Below are 17142 nucleotides of genomic sequence, written 5' to 3' on the forward strand. Positions count from 1 at the left end.
AAAGGGAGAGGATCACATGAGACTTATCGGGAAATTGAGAAACGCGGCGATCGGTGGCCTTGCGCTGACCGCGCTTGCCGCTGTGCCCGCTTCGGCGCAGGACAAGGAGATCAAGGTCGGCATGGTGAACCTGTCGCTCTGCTGCGCCTATTTCGTCGGCATGGACGCCGCCGTGAAGGACGAGGCGAGCCACTTTTCCAACGTCAAGGTGCTGTCGACCGACGCCAAGGGCGATGTCGCCAAGCTGACTTCGGATGTTGAGGATCTGCTCAACCAGAACGTCGACGTGTTCATCATCTCGGGCGCCTGGATCGAGGCGGCTCCCGCCGCGCTCGAAGCCATCAACCAGGCCGGTACGCCGATCGTCATGGTCGACCGCATGCTCAAGGGCGGAGACTTCACCGCCTGGGTCGGCCCTGACAACCGCGCCATAGGCGAGGGCATCGGCGACTACATCGTCAAGCGCCTGGACGGCAAGGGCAAGGTGGCGGTTATCCGCGGCGGTCCGGCCGACAACACGATCGGCTCCAACCGCTCGGAAGGCGTGCAGTCGAAGTTCCGGAGCACCGGCATCGAAGCGGTCGTCGCACCGGGCTGGGGCGAGTGGAGCGCCGACGGCGGCTTCACCCAGATGGAGGACATGCTCTCCAAGAATGACGATCTCAACGCCGTCTTCTGCGAGAACGACTCCATGTGCCTCGGCGCGCAGAAGGCCATCGCCGACGCTGGCAAGGCCGAGCAGATCTTCATCACCTCGGTCGACGGCGAGATGGGCACGCTGAAGGAGATCATGCGGGAAGGCTCGAACTACGGCGCGACCGGCCGCAACTCCTCCGACCAGATCGGCCGCGCCGGCTTCAACCGCGCCATGGCGATCGTCGCCGGGGGCGCGCCGGAGAAGGAGACCGCGCTGCCGTCGCCGATCATTACCATGGACAATGCGATCAAATTCTACGACGAAAACAGCAAGTTCTAGCGCGGCGTCAAGCACGGTTCGGGCCTAGCGCTCAGCGGGCCCGAGCCCTTCTTCCCACGTACGTAAGCCTGCTGCGCGGCTGTTTGTCCCAGGGGACCTGTGCCGGCTGCTTTGCATATTTCACTAGGATAGGCGGTATCACCGATGCCTTTTGGCTCGCTCGGCTTGGGCTGAATGGTGCGCGATCCAGCGTTAAACGTCTCTGTTGTGCGCGCGTGCGTACAAGCGTTGCTGTGGCATCGGTGGCGTCCGCGTTTTGGCGAATGGGTCGGACCTGGGAATGACTGCCATGTGCGCGAAGCGCACGCTCGTGGTCAAGCTGGTTGTCTCCGTCAGAGCCTTTCGGCGATAGACAGTCTCTGGCGGGCGGCACGATCGGTAGCGGATCATCTTGCGGTCCGCACCGACGAAGGAACAGGCCCGCCGCTCCGACAGGCCCACAACGGCCTGCAGATGCGCGACGGCTTCGCGCTTGGCGGGGAGCCCTACCATCTTTTGACAGGCTCCTTCAGCGCCGCGGCCTCCAGCATCTGGTCCGCCAGCAGCTTCTTCAGCTTCGCGTTCTCGTCTTCCACAGCCTTCAGGCGCTTGGCGTCGGATACGTCCATCCCGCCATACTTCGCCTTCCAGTTATACAGCGTCGCCTCGGAAACCCCGTGCCTGCGAGCAAGATCGCCAGCCTTCGCGTCCGCCTCATGCTCGCGCAGAACCGCAATGATCTGCTCTTCCGTAAATCGCTTCCGCTTCATCAGTCCGTCCTTCGATCAAGGGCCGGACTCCAATCTCAGATGGAGGAAAAACTCAGTGGCAGGTCAACACGGGTAGATGTCGGAGAGGCCTGTCGTTCACCACCCTCTGCCTCAACCAGAACCGTCCAATGGGAAGCTTGGCGTGTTCATGGTGAGGCTTCGGGGAAGGCGCTGGCGTCGCCACTATTGGCGCGTCAAACCCCCACAAGGCCGATCAATCCCAAAACCTGGCAGTCCGACGGCGGCTGGGTTGCCCAGCATGGCGGCAAACATGTCCCCATCCCAGTTGGCACAGATCAAAGCATGCCGACAGATACTCGCGAACCACGGGTCGTTTTACCGCGATCTGGTTTTCAAATTGGCGTAGACTTATTTCGATTGTAAGCGGGGGACCCCTTTGCTGGGCTTGTCGTAGACGCGTCCAAGTGATGAACCAGGGCAAAATCGCGGGACGGTTGGCCACGGCATCTTTGCTGTTGTTGTTATTCTTGGTGCTATCCAGCCTTCTCCAATTCGGAACCGGGATCAATTGAATGGTTTGACCTTGCGAAGCAGATCGACTGTTTTTCCGCCACTTTACTGCACCTAAGATCTTTCCCGACCGAGCAACCCGGTTTCGAGGTGGAGCCGATACCGATCCGAGCGGAAGAGCAGAATGGCGTATTCGACCGGCAGTCCCTCGGCGGTATCCGAACGCCGCCGGACGACGAGCAACGCCGCGCCTGCGACCAGTTCCAACTGCGCGGCGGCATCGGCTTCGGCCTGGGTCGCCTCGATCGTTTCGCGCGCGCCGGCGACCTTTACACCGCATTTCTCGTTGAGCCATCGATAAAGCGAGTTGGAATTCAGTTCCTCGATAGTCGGCGGCGCGACTTCGCCGAAGATGCCGAGCGGCAGCCAAGACAGTGCAAGTCCGACCGGCTGTTCGTCCGCTCTCAGCACACGGCGGGAATGATAGATCGGCGAATTTACACGAATGCCCAAGGCCTCGCTCACCTCGACATTGGCACGCGCGCGCCCGGCGAAGATCGTCTGGTAGGAGGGCCGCAAACCGCGCTGACGCATGTCTTCGGAGAATCCGTACATCTCCATTGCCGGCTGCTCGACGCGCGGCGCCAGAACGATAGAGCCCCTGCCGGATTTACGGACAATCAGCCCTTCCTGCTCGAGGCTGTCTAAAGCGGTACGGGACGTCGCCCGGCTTATGCCGAACACCTCGTTCAGCTGGCTTTCAGACGGCAGGGCGTCGCCGGCCGCGAAGGTGCCGTCGGCGATCGCTTGGCGCAAGCGCTCCGCGATCTGGAACCAGAGCGGAAGAGGGCTGGACTCTTGAAGCGGTTTGTTCCACATCTAGGACATATCGTACGAACGTCATGACATTTGAAGGGGCGTAACCAACATTGCATCGCCGCACCCAGCCTCACCCGGTTCGTCCCTTTCGATCGAATGCGAAGACAGATTGTTCGAGGAAGCCATAACGCAAATCAGAATTGGATGAAAGGCAGCGCCGCCCGGGCTTCCGGGCAGCAAGACAGATGCCGGAACTCCCAAGAGAACAAGAGGGTCGCTCAACGTCCCCAGCGAGATCCACCTACCAGAAAAGGGAATTGTCGATGTTGAAGAGATCACTACTTGGCTTGTCGGTCGCACTGTTTGCGCCGATCTTCGCTCATGCGCAGGATGCCCAGCCCATCTCGGGAAAAACCTGCGAGCAATTGCTCGCTCAATACAAGCAGTTGCCTTTCACCGACGTCCTTCCGCTCGATGAAGGTCCGGTCCTCATCGACGGAAACGAGAAGGCCATCACCATCGGCTTCTCGCAGACCGCCTTCAACCATCCCTGGCGCGTGTCGATGCTGGAATCGCTGCAGGCCGAGGCATGCCGCCACCCCAACGTCTCGCTCGTCGTCCTCGACGGTAATGTCGACGTCGCCAAGCAGAGCAACGACGTCCGCGATCTTCTGGTGCGCGGCGTCGACGCCGTTCTGCTCAGCCCGGTCGAATCGGCGGCGCTCGTTCCCGCGGCCCGCGCCGTGACGGATGCTGGCATCCCACTGATCGTGATGGATCGAGACGTTCCCGCCGAAAAGACGCTCTTCATCGGACAGAGCAATGTCACGATGGCCGAGCAGGTGGCCGAGAAGATGGCGGCCGACCTGGGTGGCAAGGGCAACATCGTCGTCCTGACCGGCCTCAAGGGCTCCTCGCCGGCTGTCGACCGCAACAAGGGTATGGAGAACGTGCTGGCGAAGTATCCCGACATCAAAGTGCTCGCGGTCGGCGACGCACAGTGGATCCGGGAACCGGCGGTGCCGCTCATGGAAGACTTTCTGACGGCTCACTCGGACATCAACGCCGTCTTCTCCCATGCGGAGGAGTCATCCTGGGGGGCCCAACTGGCGGTCGCCCGAGCCAACCGATGCGCCGACGGCATCCGCCACTATACGTTCGACGGCTCGAACGCCGGCTTCAAGGCCGTCAAGGAAGGCACCTTCGGCGCGGACGGCAACTACACGCCCTTCATTGCCGACATCGGTCTGCGCGCCGCCCTCTATAAGCTGACCGGCAAGGAGATCCCGGGTGCTGGCGCCTATGACGCCCCGGGCAGCCGCCTCCTGCTGCCGGATTCCCCGACCGTGGTCGCAGCCAATGCCGATGAATGGATCGGCCGGGGCTGGGGAGATTTCGAGCCGACCCCGGATCCGTGCAAGAAGTGAGCATTGTGGAAGCCTGTCTGGACGGACAGGCTTCCTCCACGGGGACAGAACGCTCATGCCGATTAGCCGCGACAGGCGATTGCTCGAAGCGCGAGGGCTGACCAAGGCCTTCGACGGCAACGTCGTGCTGAAGGACGTCGACCTCACTCTTCACCCAGGTGAAGTGCATGCCATCGTCGGCGAGAACGGCGCCGGCAAATCGACGCTGATCAAGATGCTCGGCGGTGTCCATCGGCCGGACGCCGGCCGGCTTCTGCTCGACGGGAAGGAAGCAACTCTTCGTTCGCCCGCCGATGCGATAGGGCGCGGCGTCGTGGTCATTCATCAAGAGCTTTCGCTCGCCCCCCACCTCTCGGTGGCCGAGAACATCTTTCTCGGCCATTTTCCCCGGACGCGCCTTGGCTTCGTCGATCGCCGCAGGATCCGTGACGAGACCCGCAATCTGCTGCAGCGTCTTCACATTGATATCGACCCCCGGACGCTCGCAGTTGACCTGTCGATCGCCCAGCAGCAGATGATCGAGATCGCCAAAGCGATCTCCTTCAATGCCAGGGTGCTGATCCTCGACGAGCCGACGGCTGTCCTCGACGAAGCAATGGTCGGGACACTGTTCGACCTTGTTGCCAAGCTCAAGGCCGACGGGCTGGGCATCATATTCATCTCCCACCACCTCGAAGAAGTCCTGCGGATTGCTGACACGGTGACCGTTCTCCGCGACGGCCAAAAGACGGGCGCCAGCGTGGTGTCCGACATCGACCAGAACTGGCTGGTGTCGAGGATGATCGGCCGCGACTTTCCGGAATTCTCTGCAGGAACGCGCAAGATCGGCGAACCTGCCCTCGAGGTGAAGGGCCTAACACTTTCAAACGTCTTCGAGGACGTCTCCTTCACCGCCCACAAGGGTGAGATCGTCGGCTTGGCCGGACTTGTCGGCGCCGGGCGCACGGAGGTTGCCCAGGCAATCTGCGGCGTGAGGCGCCCGACCTCGGGAGAAGTCCGCGTCTTCGGTCGCAAGGTTTGTCTGCGCAATCCCAAGGCCGCGACCCGGCTGGCCATGGCGTATGTCAGCGAAGACCGGAAGGCGCTCGGACTGATGCCAAATCGCCCAGTCAGAGAGAATACAACGATTTCAAAGCTGTCGCGCTTTCGGCGCTTCGGCTTCATACGGCTGGGCATGGAACGGGCTTACGTCAGCGAGATGATCAGAAAGCTCGACATCCGGCTGGCCGGGATGAACGTCGAGATCCGCACGCTGAGCGGCGGCAACCAGCAGAAGGTCCTGATCGGACGCGCGCTGGCCATCGACCCCAGGATACTGATCTTCGACGAGCCGACACGCGGCGTCGACATCGGCGCCAAGAGCGAGATCTACGCCATCATCGAGGAATTGGTATCCAACGGTATCTGCGTGGTCCTCATCTCATCGGAACTCGAGGAAATCCTCCGCCTCTCCGACAAAGTCGTCGTCCTCCGGCGGGGGCGCGTGGCGTCCACCCTGAGCCGTGAGGAGGCGACCGAATCCACAATAATGCATGCAGCCGCCCTTGCGGGTTGAACAACGAGCGGACGGTAATCGATGACGATAGCATTCTCCTCGAACGTGGCTTCCTTTGCTAGGATCTGGCGGCGGGTAGGCGTCTTTGCCGCGCTCGTCCTGTTGATCATCGCCGCATCGATGCTGTCGGACCGCTTTCTGACGCTGCCCAATCTCCTTAACATCCTGCGCCAGGTGGCCATTGTCGGCATATTGGCCATAGGCATGACCTTCGTGATCCTTACCAAGGGCATCGACCTCTCGGTCGGGTCGCTGCTCGGCATCTCGGTCGTGCTCTATGCCGGGCTGCTGGAGGACTACAGCATGGCGGTCGCCATCCCGCTAGGGCTTGGCGCGGCCATGCTGGCTGGACTGGTCAACGGAATCGGTGTCGCCTTTGCGCGCATACCCCCTTTCATCATGACGCTCGGCATGCTGTCCTTCGCCAGGGGGCTCGCCTTTATCTACACGGGCGGCACGCCGATCCCGATCCTCAACGAGAACTTCTACAGCCTTGGCAACGGCTATGTGGCCGGCATTCCGATCCCGTCGCTTATCCTGATCGCGGTAGTCGTCGTGAGCGCCGTCATCCTGTCGACTACCCCGTTCGGCCGCAGCATCTACGGCATCGGTTCAAACGAGGAGGCCGCGCGCCTGTCGGGCGTTCCTGTCAATTCCTACAAGGTCATCGTCTATGTCATTTCCGGGCTCGTCTCCGGCTTGGCAGGGCTCGTCTACGCATCGCAGCTCAGCATCGGTACGCCAATCGCCGGACAAGGCTATGAACTGGACGCGATTGCCGCCGTGGTTGTCGGCGGCACCTCGCTCTTTGGCGGGAAGGGTACGGTCGCAGGCACCTTCATTGGCACTCTCATCATCGGCGTCCTCGCAAACATCCTCAACCTGACCGGCGTCGATCCCTATGTGCAGCAACTCTTCAAGGGCGCGCTGATCGTCGTTGCCGTTTATGTCATGTCCAGGACGGACCGAGCTTGAATATGCAGGATGCACGGTCGACCTCGTTGCTTCCGCTCGCTGAGCTGCTGGCCAAGCTCGAACCCGACATCGAGAGGCTCAGGCCACTCGTCGACAGTTACATCACTGGCGAGCGCATAGCCCGCTATCTCAAGGTGCTTGCCGACACGCCGGCGCCGTCGACGGCAGCGAGCGCAATGCGGGCTCCCGTGCTGAGAGAGCTGCTGGAAGGGGATGGAGCGCACGGCAAACGGCTTGCGTTGGACGCCAACCATGGGAATACGGGCAACACTGTTATCCTGACGGGCTCGGCTGCCGGGTCCAAACCCCTCTGGTATTTCGCCCATCTGGACACGATCAGCTATCTTGCCGGTCCGGCCGATGGCGACCGGCAGCCTTTGGTGCCCTTCTGTTATCACCTAACCCAGGACGGCCGGCGCGACGCCCTCTGCTATCGTTTCGACCTTCAATGCGCACGCTACATGGTGGCGGCCGATGGCTTCCTCGAATCTGAAGCGGGCCGGCCCTACTTCCGGCCAAACAATCCGGGGTTCAGGCTGGTCAGCGGCGACCGTGTCGTGCCGGTTACCTCCTGCGCGCCAGACGCCGACGGGCATTGGACCGGCCATTTCGACAATGCAGGAGGCGTCGCGGCGCTCGCCGTCGCCGCTCCCGTTCTGGCCGAAGCGGGCTTCGATGCCATGCTCGCGTTGCCGGACGAGGAGGAGGGACCGCATGGTTCGGGCAACCAGGTCATCGGCCGTGGCGGTTCGCGCCTGATCGATCGCCTGCCGCCCCCCGACCTCGCCTTGGTAGCCGACATGCAGCAAGCCGGCGACAATGCCGGCCTTGGCAGTACCGACAACAACACTGTGCGGTTGGGAAAGGGCGCTGTCCTCAGCGAATTCTCAAGCCTTGGCCGCGGCGCGGTAACGCCACCTCATCTTCTCGGTCTCGCTCGTCACCTTGTCCGCCTGATCGACAGGCGCGGGGTGAAGGTCCAGGAGCCGCAGAACAGCTACACCTCTCGCAGCGACGACGTCAGTGTGATGCTGAAGACACCGAACATCCTGCTTCTCGGTTTTCCCGGCCTGGACCGCCATTTCGACACGGGTCTCCCCAAGGCCAATCCGCGCGATATTGTCGATTTGTCCAAGGCGCTGGTCTACGCGGCCCTGCTGCGTCCGATCATTCGCACCATGTCCGACCAATCCCGGAGCGTCCGTTGATTGACATCACCACGATTGGCTGGCTGACGATCGATGACATCGTCCTCACCAACGGCACATGCAAGATGGCTTCGCGTGGCGGCGGCGCGTTGTACTCGGCGGTCGGGGCGCATATGTGGAATCCCAAGGTCGGCATCCACTCGGTTGCCGGGCGGCCGTACTACAAGGACACGCTGACCCAGATCGAGGCGCGGGGGATTGATGCATCCAGCATCATGCGCAGCGAAGGCAATGGGCTGGAACTCTGGCTTCTTCACGAAAGCGAAGTCCACAAGCAGCAGATCCCCAAGCTGTCGTCGTCGAACGCGCTTGGGCTCGATGCGGAACGCGGGCCGGTCAACGGTCCGCATGCGCAGGCACTCGGGTTCCATCTTGCACCGCAAGGGCCGGAAAGCGGCGTCGCGAACGCACGCCGGATAGCCGCCTTCCCGCAGAAGCCGATCGTGACGATGGACATCCTCGCGGACAGCTTCGTCAACGCCACGCTCTACCACGACTTGGATTTCCTGGAACATCTCACGGCTTTCCTGCCGAGCGAGATGGAGATCGCCCGCATCTGGCGCCCGGGTTCCATCGAGGGCTGGCTGAAGGAAAACGCCGTGCGGCACCGCTGCCATATGGTCGCCAAGCTCGGCGAACGCGGCGCGCTTGTCTGCGAAGCCGCAACCGGTGTGCTGACACATGTTCCTGCATATGCCGCCGCCGTCGTTGACACCACTGGAGCGGGCGACGGCTTTTGTGGCGGCTTCGTGGCGGGGCTGGTGGCGGGAGAAGACGCCGTCGCAGCCGCCGCCATGGGAACGGTCTCCGCTTCCTACGTGGTTGAAACCTACGGCGCTCTCGAGACCTGCATTCCGTCCGACGAGCAACGCAAGGCCAGGCTCGACGACATCCGTGCAGCGACGCGGGCGATTTCCTACTGAACAAACTGGACAAGAATTGATGCAGATATCCGGCAGCCGACCTTCCGCACTCGAAGCGATTTTCAACACGAGGATTCCGCTTATCGGCGACGTCCACCTACCGCCACTGCCCGGAACGCCGCGCTACCGCAGCGAGACAATGATCGCAATCATCGATCGGGCGCTTCGCGACGCAGAAGCCTTTGAAAAGGGCGGGATGGACGGCATTATCCTCGAGAACCACGGCGATATCCCGTTCCTCAAGCCGAACGAGATCGGACCTGAAATCATCGCTGCGATGGCGGCGATCGCCGCGCGCGTCGCCGACGCCGCTGGCGTGCCCGTCGGTATCAATCTGCTCGCCAACGCGTCGCTCGGTGCGCTCGCGATCGCCAAGGCCAGCGGCGGGCGCTTCATTCGCGTCAATCAATGGGTCAACGCCTACGTCTCGAACGAGGGCTTGGTTGAGGGCGAAAGCGCCAGAGCGCTTCGCTACCGCAAGCAGATCGCAGCGGAGGATATTGCCATCTTTGCCGACGTGCACGTCAAGCACGGGTCGCATGCAATCGTCAGCGACCGGCCGGTCAGGGAACAGGCAGGCGATGTCGAATTCTACGATGCGGACGTCGCGATCGCCACAGGGAACCGAACCGGTGAAGCGGTGCCCCAGGATGAGATATCGGCGATCCGCGAAGGAACGCGCCTTCCCGTGATAGCTGGCAGCGGGATAACCGTGGGAAACGCCTCAACGATCCTGCCGCTGCTTGACGGGGCGATCGTCGGGTCGAGCCTTAAGCAAGGGGGCGTTTGGTGGAACCCGGTCGAACTCGGACGGGTCAAGGCACTCGTGGAGGCCGTGAAGCCATTGCGCACGGGATCGCCGCGATGATCGGCGATGAAGCCTGGATCACCGGTGCCCTCGCCGAACTGGTCTCGACGCCCTCCCTCTCCGGCAACGAGAGCGCGGCGCAGGAGATCGTGAAGCGCTTGATGCGCGAGGCGGGCGCCAACGACGTTCGCGCCGTGCCAGTCGATGCGGCTAGGCTGGAAGAACGCTATGGATTCCGCACGCCGACGCCGACGCAAGGCATGTTCGCGCTGGTAGGTTCGTGGGGCGATCCTGCAACAAGACCCTTTGTCGTTCTAAATGGCCACGTGGATACCGTTCCGGCGACCGCCGGGTGGGAAATCGATCCCTATGAACCGCGGATTGCCGAGGGCTGGATGAACGGCCTCGGTTCGGCGGACATGAAGGCGGGCGTTGTCGGAGCGATTGCGGCGGTGGCGCGCGCAAGGGCGGCCGGGAGGCTTCGGGGGTACGTCGAGATACACTCCGTCCCAGACGAGGAAGATGGAGGCGGCACCGGTACCCTTGCATGCGTCGACGATATGCTGTCGGGCGGACGGATTCCTGATTTCGCGATCGTCTGCGAGCCGACCAGCGTCGAGATCGCGACGGCGCAGGTAGGCAGCCGCGCGATGCATTTCACCTTCGGGGGCGCGCAGTCGCATGCCAACATGAAACCTTCGGGCGCGAGCGCGGTCGAGGCCGCGATCGACCTAGCAATGCGTCTCGGGCAATGGGCGGAAATGCCGCATCGGCTTATCCATCCATTGCTTGGAGCGACCTCTGTGAACATCGGCCGGATACACGGCGGCATCGGCGCCACCAGCGTCGCGCCGGACTGCGAAATGGAGGTGTGCTTCACATATCACCCGAATGACGAGGATGCGCTGATTGCCGAAATCGACGCGATCGTCGAGGAATGGCGGGAGCATCAGCCTCCAGCGATCACGATGGAGTTCCGCGAGCTCCATAACGTGCATCCGTTCGCGACGGATCCGGACCTTGGACCCGTGCGCGAACTTGCGCGTGCGCTCGGTCGGGACGCTGTGCACCCCCGCGGCTTTCCTGCCGGCTCCGACGGCAGGCTGATCAGTCGCAATCTGAAATGCCCGACTGTCATATTCGGGCCGGGCGACTTCAACCGCATCCACAAGATCAACGAAGCTGTACGACTCACCGAAATCGTTGCCCATGCAGAAACGCTGGAGAATTTTCTTTCCACGGGACATTAGTTCGCCTAGTCCGCGCGAATTCGCCGAATCTGTAGGATCGACAACCAGAAGGAATCCAGATGTCGAAGAAACGCATTCTCTTCGCCGGCGAGAGCTGGACGAGCTACGCAATACACACCAAAGGCGCGAGTTCCTATACGACCTCGGGCTACGACGAAGGCGCAACGGTGCTGCTAGGTTCGCTGAAGGATGCAGGTTACGACGTTACCTACCTACGCAACCATGAAGCGGTCGAGGCTTTTCCCTATTCCGTGGAAGAGATCACGGAACGCTTCGATCTGGTCGTGCTCAGCGATCTGCCGGCCGATTCGCTGCTGCTGCCGCATGCGGTCTTCGTCAAAGGCGAGCGCCGGCCGAACCGTCTCCGCTCGCTGACGAAGTTCGTTGACCAGGGCGGCGGCCTGCTGATGATCGGCGGCTTCATGTCGTTCGCTGGTTTTGAGGGGCGCGGCCGTTATGCGATGACCCCCCTGGCCGACGTCCTTCCCGTCGAGATCGCCAGGGGCGACGATCGTGTAGAAGAGCCGGAAGGCGTTACGCCGACCGTTGCCAAGGACCACGCGATCCTCGCGGGTATCGATGGGGAATGGCCGTATTTCCTCGGCTACAACCAGTTCAAGGCCAAGTCCGGCAGCGATGTCTTACTATCGGTCGGCGACGATCCTTTCCTTGTTGTCGGTCAGCACGGACAAGGGCGCGTCGCGGCCTTCGCTTCGGATTGCTCGCCGCACTGGGGAAGCCCGCAATTCATGGCTTGGCGCCACTACGCGACGTTCTGGTCCCAGCTCGCCGGCTGGTTGAGGCGCGCCTGAGCCGGTAGCACAACCCACATGCCCAGCTTGGAAAACGAGCGACCCTAGCCTCCAAAAACGAATGGCTGCTGAAAGAGCTCGAGAGGCGCTATCCGACCGGTCAGCGCCTCTTTGAGGGACTATTCGTCGTTGCGTTCCTGGCCATTTCCGGTCTGTCAACCGGGCATGGTCATCCCAGTTCTTTCTGCTTCTTGCCGTTTGGCCGTCAATGTCGCAACAGCGCCGCCAGTCATCGTCTTCGCGTCGAACTGCCGATTTGCCTACCGAGACTATTGCGCGTGATGAGATGGCGAAGTCTGCTCTTGCTGACGCTACGGGGCGCATTGAACAAACTGGCGTCACTCGACCATGAAGCGCGAACTGAGCGGAAGGCTGGCCGCTCCGACCGCCTTGGGGGAGGGTGCAATCGTGCCGGCGATCACCTTGACGCCCGACGAGGCTTCCAGTTTGCGGCAGACGCCGGCGCAGACCTGTCGGGGCGCGGTAGAAGACACAACGGCGGTGTCGATTTCGACGAACTGGCTGACGGCGTCTAGCGAGTGAGCCATTTGGTCGACCAGCCGCTTTTCCCAGTCGGCGAGCAGGTCGCCAAGGCCGGACCAGTCTGCTTCGATATCGCGCAGCAGCGCAACCGGCCGACCTTCCTCCGCGAGTTGTCTCTCCAACGCAGCGATGCCCACGTCGAAGCTCACCGGCGAGTTGCCGTTGTAGATCTGGTGGTTCAACACGAGCCGCCCATGCAGGTTCGCGCCGAGATAGAAATACATGTAGTCGGTGAGCGGCTTGGCAGCGCCGAACATGCTCTCGCCGCTGGCGGCGGCCGTAATGTCGTTCTGGACGAACACCGACACGGCCAGATGCTGCTCGATCTCGTCCTGAAGAGCCTTGAAATAGGCTTCGCCGTTCCTTCTGTCGGCCACGCTGTGTGGCAGAGCAAGACCGACGCCCGCCAGGCGCTCACGCGCCTTTCGGGGCAGCATCTCGATTGCCTCGCGGATGGTAGTGAGGAACTCCGAATGATTGCTGACGCGGTCGACCTCCGGGTTCGGTAGCATCGTGTGGAAGCGGACTTCGCCGACGAAGTCGATCATGACGACGTCGGTATGGTCATTGCCGACGCTGATGCCGATTGAGAACGCGCCTTCAGGGTTGAGAACGATGGGCACCGTAGGCGGGCCGACGCGACCCTTCTGCGCCTCGCCCTTGGCGACCAGTCCCTCCTGCTCGAGCGAGCGTACGAGCACAGAGACCGTCTGGGCGGACAAGCCGGTACGCTCGCCGATCTCTAGGCGGGTCGTAGACGCCTTCTGTAGCAGAAGGGAGAGCACAAGCCGCTCGTTGTAGCTGCGCACGCTCACCGCGTTCAGGCCGGAGGCGCGGTCAGCGATCCGGAGCGGGTTTGGGGGCGCGAAGCGCATGTCAGGCATGGGCTTCACTCATTTTCGCGACGTCGTGGTTCATGGCCAGCCGATCGCCTCCACTTCGCGCGCGAGAGCCAACCCGAGTGCCCGGTGCGCGTCGTGGTTGATGTGGAATCCGTCCAGCGGGTCGCAGGCCGCCACGGATCCGGCGTCGAAGAAATGCACTTCGAGAGAATCGGCGATGATCTCGAACTGAAGCGCCAGTTCGCGGGATTTTTCTGGGCCGCCCCTGAAGATTCCTTCCCATGCCTTGATGTCGTCGAGCATCGGAGGCGGCGCGACGACCAGGATTTCGGGAGCGCGACCGCCGGGTCCCGGCGCAAGTTCTTTGATGTCGTGGATCAGGCATCCGATGCCCATGGCGACCTCCGAGGCCGGTTGAGAGAAGCGCGCCTTGAGGTCGTTGGTGCCCAACATAACGATGATGAGGTCGAGCGGCGCGTGGCTCATCAGGCAAGGACGAAGATATGTTCTGCCGTTCTTGCCTGCGCCTTCGATGGGGTCGTCTCGAACCGTCGTCCTGCCGCTGAGGCCTTCCTCGATTACGTGCCAGGCGTCGCCAAGTTCGCCTGCCAGCACGCCCGGCCACCGCTGATGCAGGGCGTATCGGTCGAGCGTCAGCCCGCCGGGGATCTGGCCGTGGGTGTTGGAGTCTCCGTAGCACAAGACCGTGCGCATGGTGCCTGTCCAATTAGCCTAGCAAAAACAAAGATATGGTGCCGCTGCAATCGCTCCTTAATGGCCGCATACATGCCACCGAAGGGCCGTCCTGACAAGCGCCATAGGATATTCATTCAATCTGAATAACTATTGACACCCTCCGCCGTGCGTGATTTTGTCCAAGCCGGGAGGAGGAACTTCCAACAGGTTCGTGAAGTCGGCAAGCGCTGTCGAAGGGCCATTGGCGCACTTCGTGGCGGTGGTTTTGTGTGGCCGGATTCCGTTCTCGATGCGACCCGCCAGCCTTGTCTGCACAGCGGACGGGCTGGTGGCGGCCTGGACCGTGGGGGCAGTGGAGAGCCAGCCCCAATGCGTCGGGCGCACTGATTTACTTTGAGCTCATTACGGAGGAGCGCTCGATGAATATCCTTATAGGTACTGTCGCCGCGGCGGCGCTGATAGCCATGACGGCTGCCGCACCTGCCCTGGCCGAGGACGTGCAACTGATGGACGGCGTGACCGCGCGAGGCGGCGACAATCCACTGTCCGACGCCGGCAAGTTCAAGAAGGATTGCCCCTGGGTGATCGGCATGAGCCACTTCGGCGTCAATGCCAATACCTGGACCGTCCAGGTGGCGCACGAATCGGAGGCTGCGGCCAAGAAGAACTCATGCATCGAGAAGTTCATCCTGCTCGACGCCGGATTCGATCAGAAGAAGCAGGTCGCGGACATCGAAGACCTGATCGCTCAGAACGTCGACGCGATCATCGTCCAGCCGGTGACCTCGACTTCGGCCGATGCTTCGATCGCCAAGGCCGTCGCCGCCGGTATCCCCGTCGTTCTGCACACCGGGCGCATTGAGGGCGACGCCTACACCACCGAGATTCAGGGTGGCGCCGAGCATTTCGGCAAGGTGATGGGTGACTGGCTGGTGCAGAAGGTCGGCAACGACGGCAAGATCTGGGTGCTGCGGGGCTTGGCCGGCCATCCCGAGGACACCAATCGCTACAATGGCTTGAAGCAGGCGCTGGAAGGGACCAACGTCGAGATCATCGCCGAACAGCATGGCGACTGGCAGTATGACAAGGGCAAGAGCGTCTGCGAGACCCTTTACCTCAACAACCCTGAAGTCGACGGCATCTGGTCTTCCGGCGCCGACATGACGCGCGCCTGCGTCGACGTCTTCAAGCAGTTCGGCGCCGCCATTCCGCCGATCTCGGGAGAGGGCAACAACGGCTTCTTCGGGCAGTGGATCCGTGACGGTTTCGACTCGATCTCGGCCGAATACGCGCCGGCCCAGGGCGCTGCCGGTGTCCGCGCCGCGATCGCTCTGCTTGAAGGCAAGCAACTCTACAAGCACTACGACTACAACCCGGATGGCTGGGGCATCGAGAAGGTCAAGCAGTACTACCGCGACGACCTTTCGGCCAACGTCTGGTGGCCGACCGAACTGCCCGAGGAAAAGCTGAAGGAACTCTACGGCAACAACTAACCCTCCCAGGGTGGCGCGCCTGGCGGGACGGTAGTCCCGCCAGGCGATCCGCTTAGTGTTTCGGGGCTTTGCCGGCAGGAGGCGACGATGACCGAGCTTGTTGAGATGGCGGACATCTCGAAGTCGTTCGGCGGCAGCATTGCCGTTGATCGGGTTTCGTTCGCGTTGCAGGCAGGTTCGGTGCATGCCTTGATGGGTGAGAACGGCGCCGGCAAGTCGACGCTGATGAAGATTCTCGCGGGTGTGCACCAGCCAGATAGTGGCGCTATCCTTCGGGACGGCCGCAGAATCGTTTTCGCCAACCCCAGGGAGGCGCTCGAGGCCGGCATCTCGACCGTCTTCCAGGAATTGTCGCTGCTCGCCAATCTCACCATTGCCGAGAACATGTTTCTCGGCCGGGAGCCAGTGACCCGTCTTGGCCGCATCGACTACGCCCGCATGAACGCCGAGACCGGCAAGGCGCTTCGTGAACTAGGGCTCGATCTCGACCCCGAGACGCTGGTGGCGGACCTCTCCATCGCCGAGCGCCAGTTCGTGGAGATTGCGCACGGAATCGAGGCGGACGCAGCGGTCTTCATCCTCGACGAGCCTACTGCCGCACTGAACGCCGCCGACGTCGAGGTGCTCAATCGCCACATCCGCAGGCTGCGCGATGAAGGCAAGGCGATCGTCTACATTTCCCACCGCATGGAGGAGATCTTTCAGGTCTGCGATACGGTGACCGTGCTGAAGGACGGACGATGCATCGGCACGCGACCGCTCGCCGGCATGACGCCTGCCGGGCTCATCGCCATGATGGTCGGGCGCGAACTTCAGGATCTGTTTCCTCCCCGTGCTGTGGACACAGGCGACGTCGTCCTGGATGTACGCGACTTCAGGGTCGGACCCGAAACCCGCCCCTTCTCGATGCAGCTTCGCGGCGGTGAGATCGTCGCTCTGGCTGGTTTGGAAGGGCAGGGCCAACAGAGATTTCTGCGTTCGCTCGTCGGTCAGTTCCAGCCCTTTTCAGGCGAGATCATGATCAAGGGCGAGCGACTTTCGCTACCGGCGTCTCCTGCCGCCGGTATCCGCAGGCTGAAGGCAGCGGGGGTGGGGTTCATACCCGAGGATCGCAAGGACGAAGGCCTGTTCCTCGGATTGTCCGTCGAGCACAACATCGCGATCGGGCTGCATGCGCGGCAGAACGAATGGTCGGTTGCCAAGAACCACCGTCAGACCGTTGCTGACGCCATCCGCGACCTCAACATCAGGGCTGCCGCCGGTGCGGCCGCGACGGTCGGCGCGCTGTCAGGCGGCAATCAGCAGAAAGTCCTGCTTGGCCGCTACCTTGCTACCAAGCCGGACATCCTGCTGGTGGAGGAGCCGACGCGCGGCGTTGACGTCGGCGCGAAGTCCGAAATCTACAAACTGCTCAGGGACTTTGCCAATGCGGGCGGAGCCGCGTTGGTCCTGTCGCGCGAGACGCTCGAACTGATCGGTCTATGCGACCGCATCTACGTCGTACACGGCGACACAGTCGTATCGGAACTGCCCGCATCGACAGCGACCGAGCACGACATCCTCGACGCGGCGCTTGGCGCATGACGCGGCAGGCA

The 17142-nt window shown here is 62.3% G+C and carries 14 protein-coding genes and 1 pseudogene; 11 read left to right on the plus strand and 4 right to left on the minus strand.

Going from position 1 to position 17142, the window contains the following annotated elements; translation table 11 throughout:
- Window positions 1-16 precede the first annotated feature (16 nt).
- Entirely contained in the window at window positions 17-976 is a 960-nt protein-coding gene (locus ABUE31_RS01615) for a substrate-binding domain-containing protein (RefSeq protein WP_367721720.1), read from the plus strand.
- 345 nt (window positions 977-1321) lie between these two features.
- Here the strand turns inward: ABUE31_RS01615 and ABUE31_RS01620 are convergent.
- Both ABUE31_RS01620 and ABUE31_RS01625 read right to left on the minus strand, forming a co-directional pair.
- A pseudogene (locus tag ABUE31_RS01620) lies at window positions 1322-1725 on the minus strand (transposase); the annotation flags it as partial.
- Window positions 1726-2310: 585 nt separating this feature from the next.
- The gene (locus ABUE31_RS01625; RefSeq protein WP_367721721.1) at window positions 2311-3075 is read right to left on the minus strand and encodes a GntR family transcriptional regulator; all 765 of its coding nucleotides are present in this window, start codon (window positions 3073-3075) and stop codon (window positions 2311-2313) included.
- Between the two features lie 263 nt (window positions 3076-3338).
- Here ABUE31_RS01625 and ABUE31_RS01630 point away from each other — a divergent pair, with 263 nt between their 5' ends.
- The 8 genes from ABUE31_RS01630 (at window position 3339) to ABUE31_RS01665 (ending at window position 11973) form a co-directional block, all read left to right on the plus strand.
- The gene (locus ABUE31_RS01630; protein WP_367721722.1) at window positions 3339-4442 is read left to right on the plus strand and encodes a substrate-binding domain-containing protein; all 1104 of its coding nucleotides are present in this window, start codon (window positions 3339-3341) and stop codon (window positions 4440-4442) included.
- Window positions 4443-4566: 124 nt separating this feature from the next.
- Window positions 4567-5997 carry a sugar ABC transporter ATP-binding protein gene (locus tag ABUE31_RS01635; protein ID WP_367721723.1) on the plus strand — a complete coding sequence of 477 codons (1431 nt, stop codon included), beginning with the start codon at window positions 4567-4569 and terminating at the stop codon, window positions 5995-5997.
- A 21-nt stretch (window positions 5998-6018) separates the two neighbouring features.
- Window positions 6019-6972 (plus strand): ABC transporter permease, encoded by a 954-nt coding sequence (locus tag ABUE31_RS01640; RefSeq protein WP_367721724.1) that lies wholly within the window; start codon window positions 6019-6021, stop codon window positions 6970-6972.
- Entirely contained in the window at window positions 6969-8180 is a 1212-nt protein-coding gene (locus ABUE31_RS01645) for a zinc-binding metallopeptidase family protein (protein ID WP_367721725.1), read from the plus strand. Before ABUE31_RS01640 ends, ABUE31_RS01645 begins: the two co-directional genes overlap by 4 nt.
- Window positions 8177-9103: a carbohydrate kinase family protein gene (locus ABUE31_RS01650; RefSeq protein ID WP_367721726.1), complete on the plus strand. Its 927-nt coding sequence runs from the start codon at window positions 8177-8179 to the stop codon at window positions 9101-9103. Before ABUE31_RS01645 ends, ABUE31_RS01650 begins: the two co-directional genes overlap by 4 nt.
- Before the next feature lie 19 nt (window positions 9104-9122).
- Window positions 9123-9971: a BtpA/SgcQ family protein gene (locus tag ABUE31_RS01655; RefSeq protein ID WP_367721727.1), complete on the plus strand. Its 849-nt coding sequence runs from the start codon at window positions 9123-9125 to the stop codon at window positions 9969-9971.
- On the plus strand, window positions 9968-11161 hold the full coding sequence (locus ABUE31_RS01660) for a M20 family metallopeptidase (RefSeq protein ID WP_367721728.1): 1194 nt from the start codon (window positions 9968-9970) through the stop codon (window positions 11159-11161). Before ABUE31_RS01655 ends, ABUE31_RS01660 begins: the two co-directional genes overlap by 4 nt.
- Window positions 11162-11220: 59 nt before the next feature.
- Entirely contained in the window at window positions 11221-11973 is a 753-nt protein-coding gene (locus ABUE31_RS01665; RefSeq protein ID WP_367721729.1) for a glutamine amidotransferase, read from the plus strand.
- Between the two features lie 338 nt (window positions 11974-12311).
- Here the strand turns inward: ABUE31_RS01665 and ABUE31_RS01670 are convergent, their stop codons facing one another.
- Together ABUE31_RS01670 and ABUE31_RS01675 are read right to left on the minus strand one after the other, a co-directional pair.
- On the minus strand, window positions 12312-13400 hold the full coding sequence (locus ABUE31_RS01670; protein ID WP_367721730.1) for an ROK family transcriptional regulator: 1089 nt from the start codon (window positions 13398-13400) through the stop codon (window positions 12312-12314).
- Between the two features lie 30 nt (window positions 13401-13430).
- Window positions 13431-14072, minus strand: a complete 642-nt coding sequence (locus tag ABUE31_RS01675) for an SGNH/GDSL hydrolase family protein (RefSeq protein WP_367721731.1) — start codon at window positions 14070-14072, stop codon at window positions 13431-13433.
- A 446-nt stretch (window positions 14073-14518) separates the two neighbouring features.
- On the opposite strand from ABUE31_RS01675, the gene ABUE31_RS01680 reads away from it, so the two are divergent.
- Complete coding sequence (locus ABUE31_RS01680; RefSeq protein ID WP_437344074.1) at window positions 14519-15547, plus strand: ABC transporter substrate-binding protein; 1029 nt, start codon at window positions 14519-14521, stop codon at window positions 15545-15547.
- 87 nt (window positions 15548-15634) lie between these two features.
- Window positions 15635-17131, plus strand: a complete 1497-nt coding sequence (locus ABUE31_RS01685; RefSeq protein WP_367721734.1) for a sugar ABC transporter ATP-binding protein — start codon at window positions 15635-15637, stop codon at window positions 17129-17131.
- The last annotated feature ends 11 nt before the right edge of the window (window positions 17132-17142 follow it).

This window comes from Mesorhizobium marinum (assembly GCF_040813675.1).
In the GTDB taxonomy this organism is placed as follows: Bacteria; Pseudomonadota; Alphaproteobacteria; order Rhizobiales; family Rhizobiaceae; genus Mesorhizobium_K; species Mesorhizobium_K marinum.

Coding starts and splice junctions, on each gene's coding strand:
- ABUE31_RS01615 (WP_367721720.1), top strand. CDS start 17: ATGAGACTTATCGGGAAATTGAGAAACGCGGCGATCGGTGGCCTTGCG.
- ABUE31_RS01625 (WP_367721721.1), bottom strand. CDS start 3,075: ATGTGGAACAAACCGCTTCAAGAGTCCAGCCCTCTTCCGCTCTGGTTC.
- ABUE31_RS01630 (WP_367721722.1), top strand. CDS start 3,339: ATGTTGAAGAGATCACTACTTGGCTTGTCGGTCGCACTGTTTGCGCCG.
- ABUE31_RS01640 (WP_367721724.1), top strand. CDS start 6,019: ATGACGATAGCATTCTCCTCGAACGTGGCTTCCTTTGCTAGGATCTGG.
- ABUE31_RS01655 (WP_367721727.1), top strand. CDS start 9,123: ATGCAGATATCCGGCAGCCGACCTTCCGCACTCGAAGCGATTTTCAAC.
- ABUE31_RS01660 (WP_367721728.1), top strand. CDS start 9,968: ATGATCGGCGATGAAGCCTGGATCACCGGTGCCCTCGCCGAACTGGTC.
- ABUE31_RS01665 (WP_367721729.1), top strand. CDS start 11,221: ATGTCGAAGAAACGCATTCTCTTCGCCGGCGAGAGCTGGACGAGCTAC.
- ABUE31_RS01670 (WP_367721730.1), bottom strand. CDS start 13,400: ATGCCTGACATGCGCTTCGCGCCCCCAAACCCGCTCCGGATCGCTGAC.
- ABUE31_RS01675 (WP_367721731.1), bottom strand. CDS start 14,072: ATGCGCACGGTCTTGTGCTACGGAGACTCCAACACCCACGGCCAGATC.
- ABUE31_RS01680 (WP_437344074.1), top strand. CDS start 14,519: ATGACGGCTGCCGCACCTGCCCTGGCCGAGGACGTGCAACTGATGGAC.
- ABUE31_RS01685 (WP_367721734.1), top strand. CDS start 15,635: ATGACCGAGCTTGTTGAGATGGCGGACATCTCGAAGTCGTTCGGCGGC.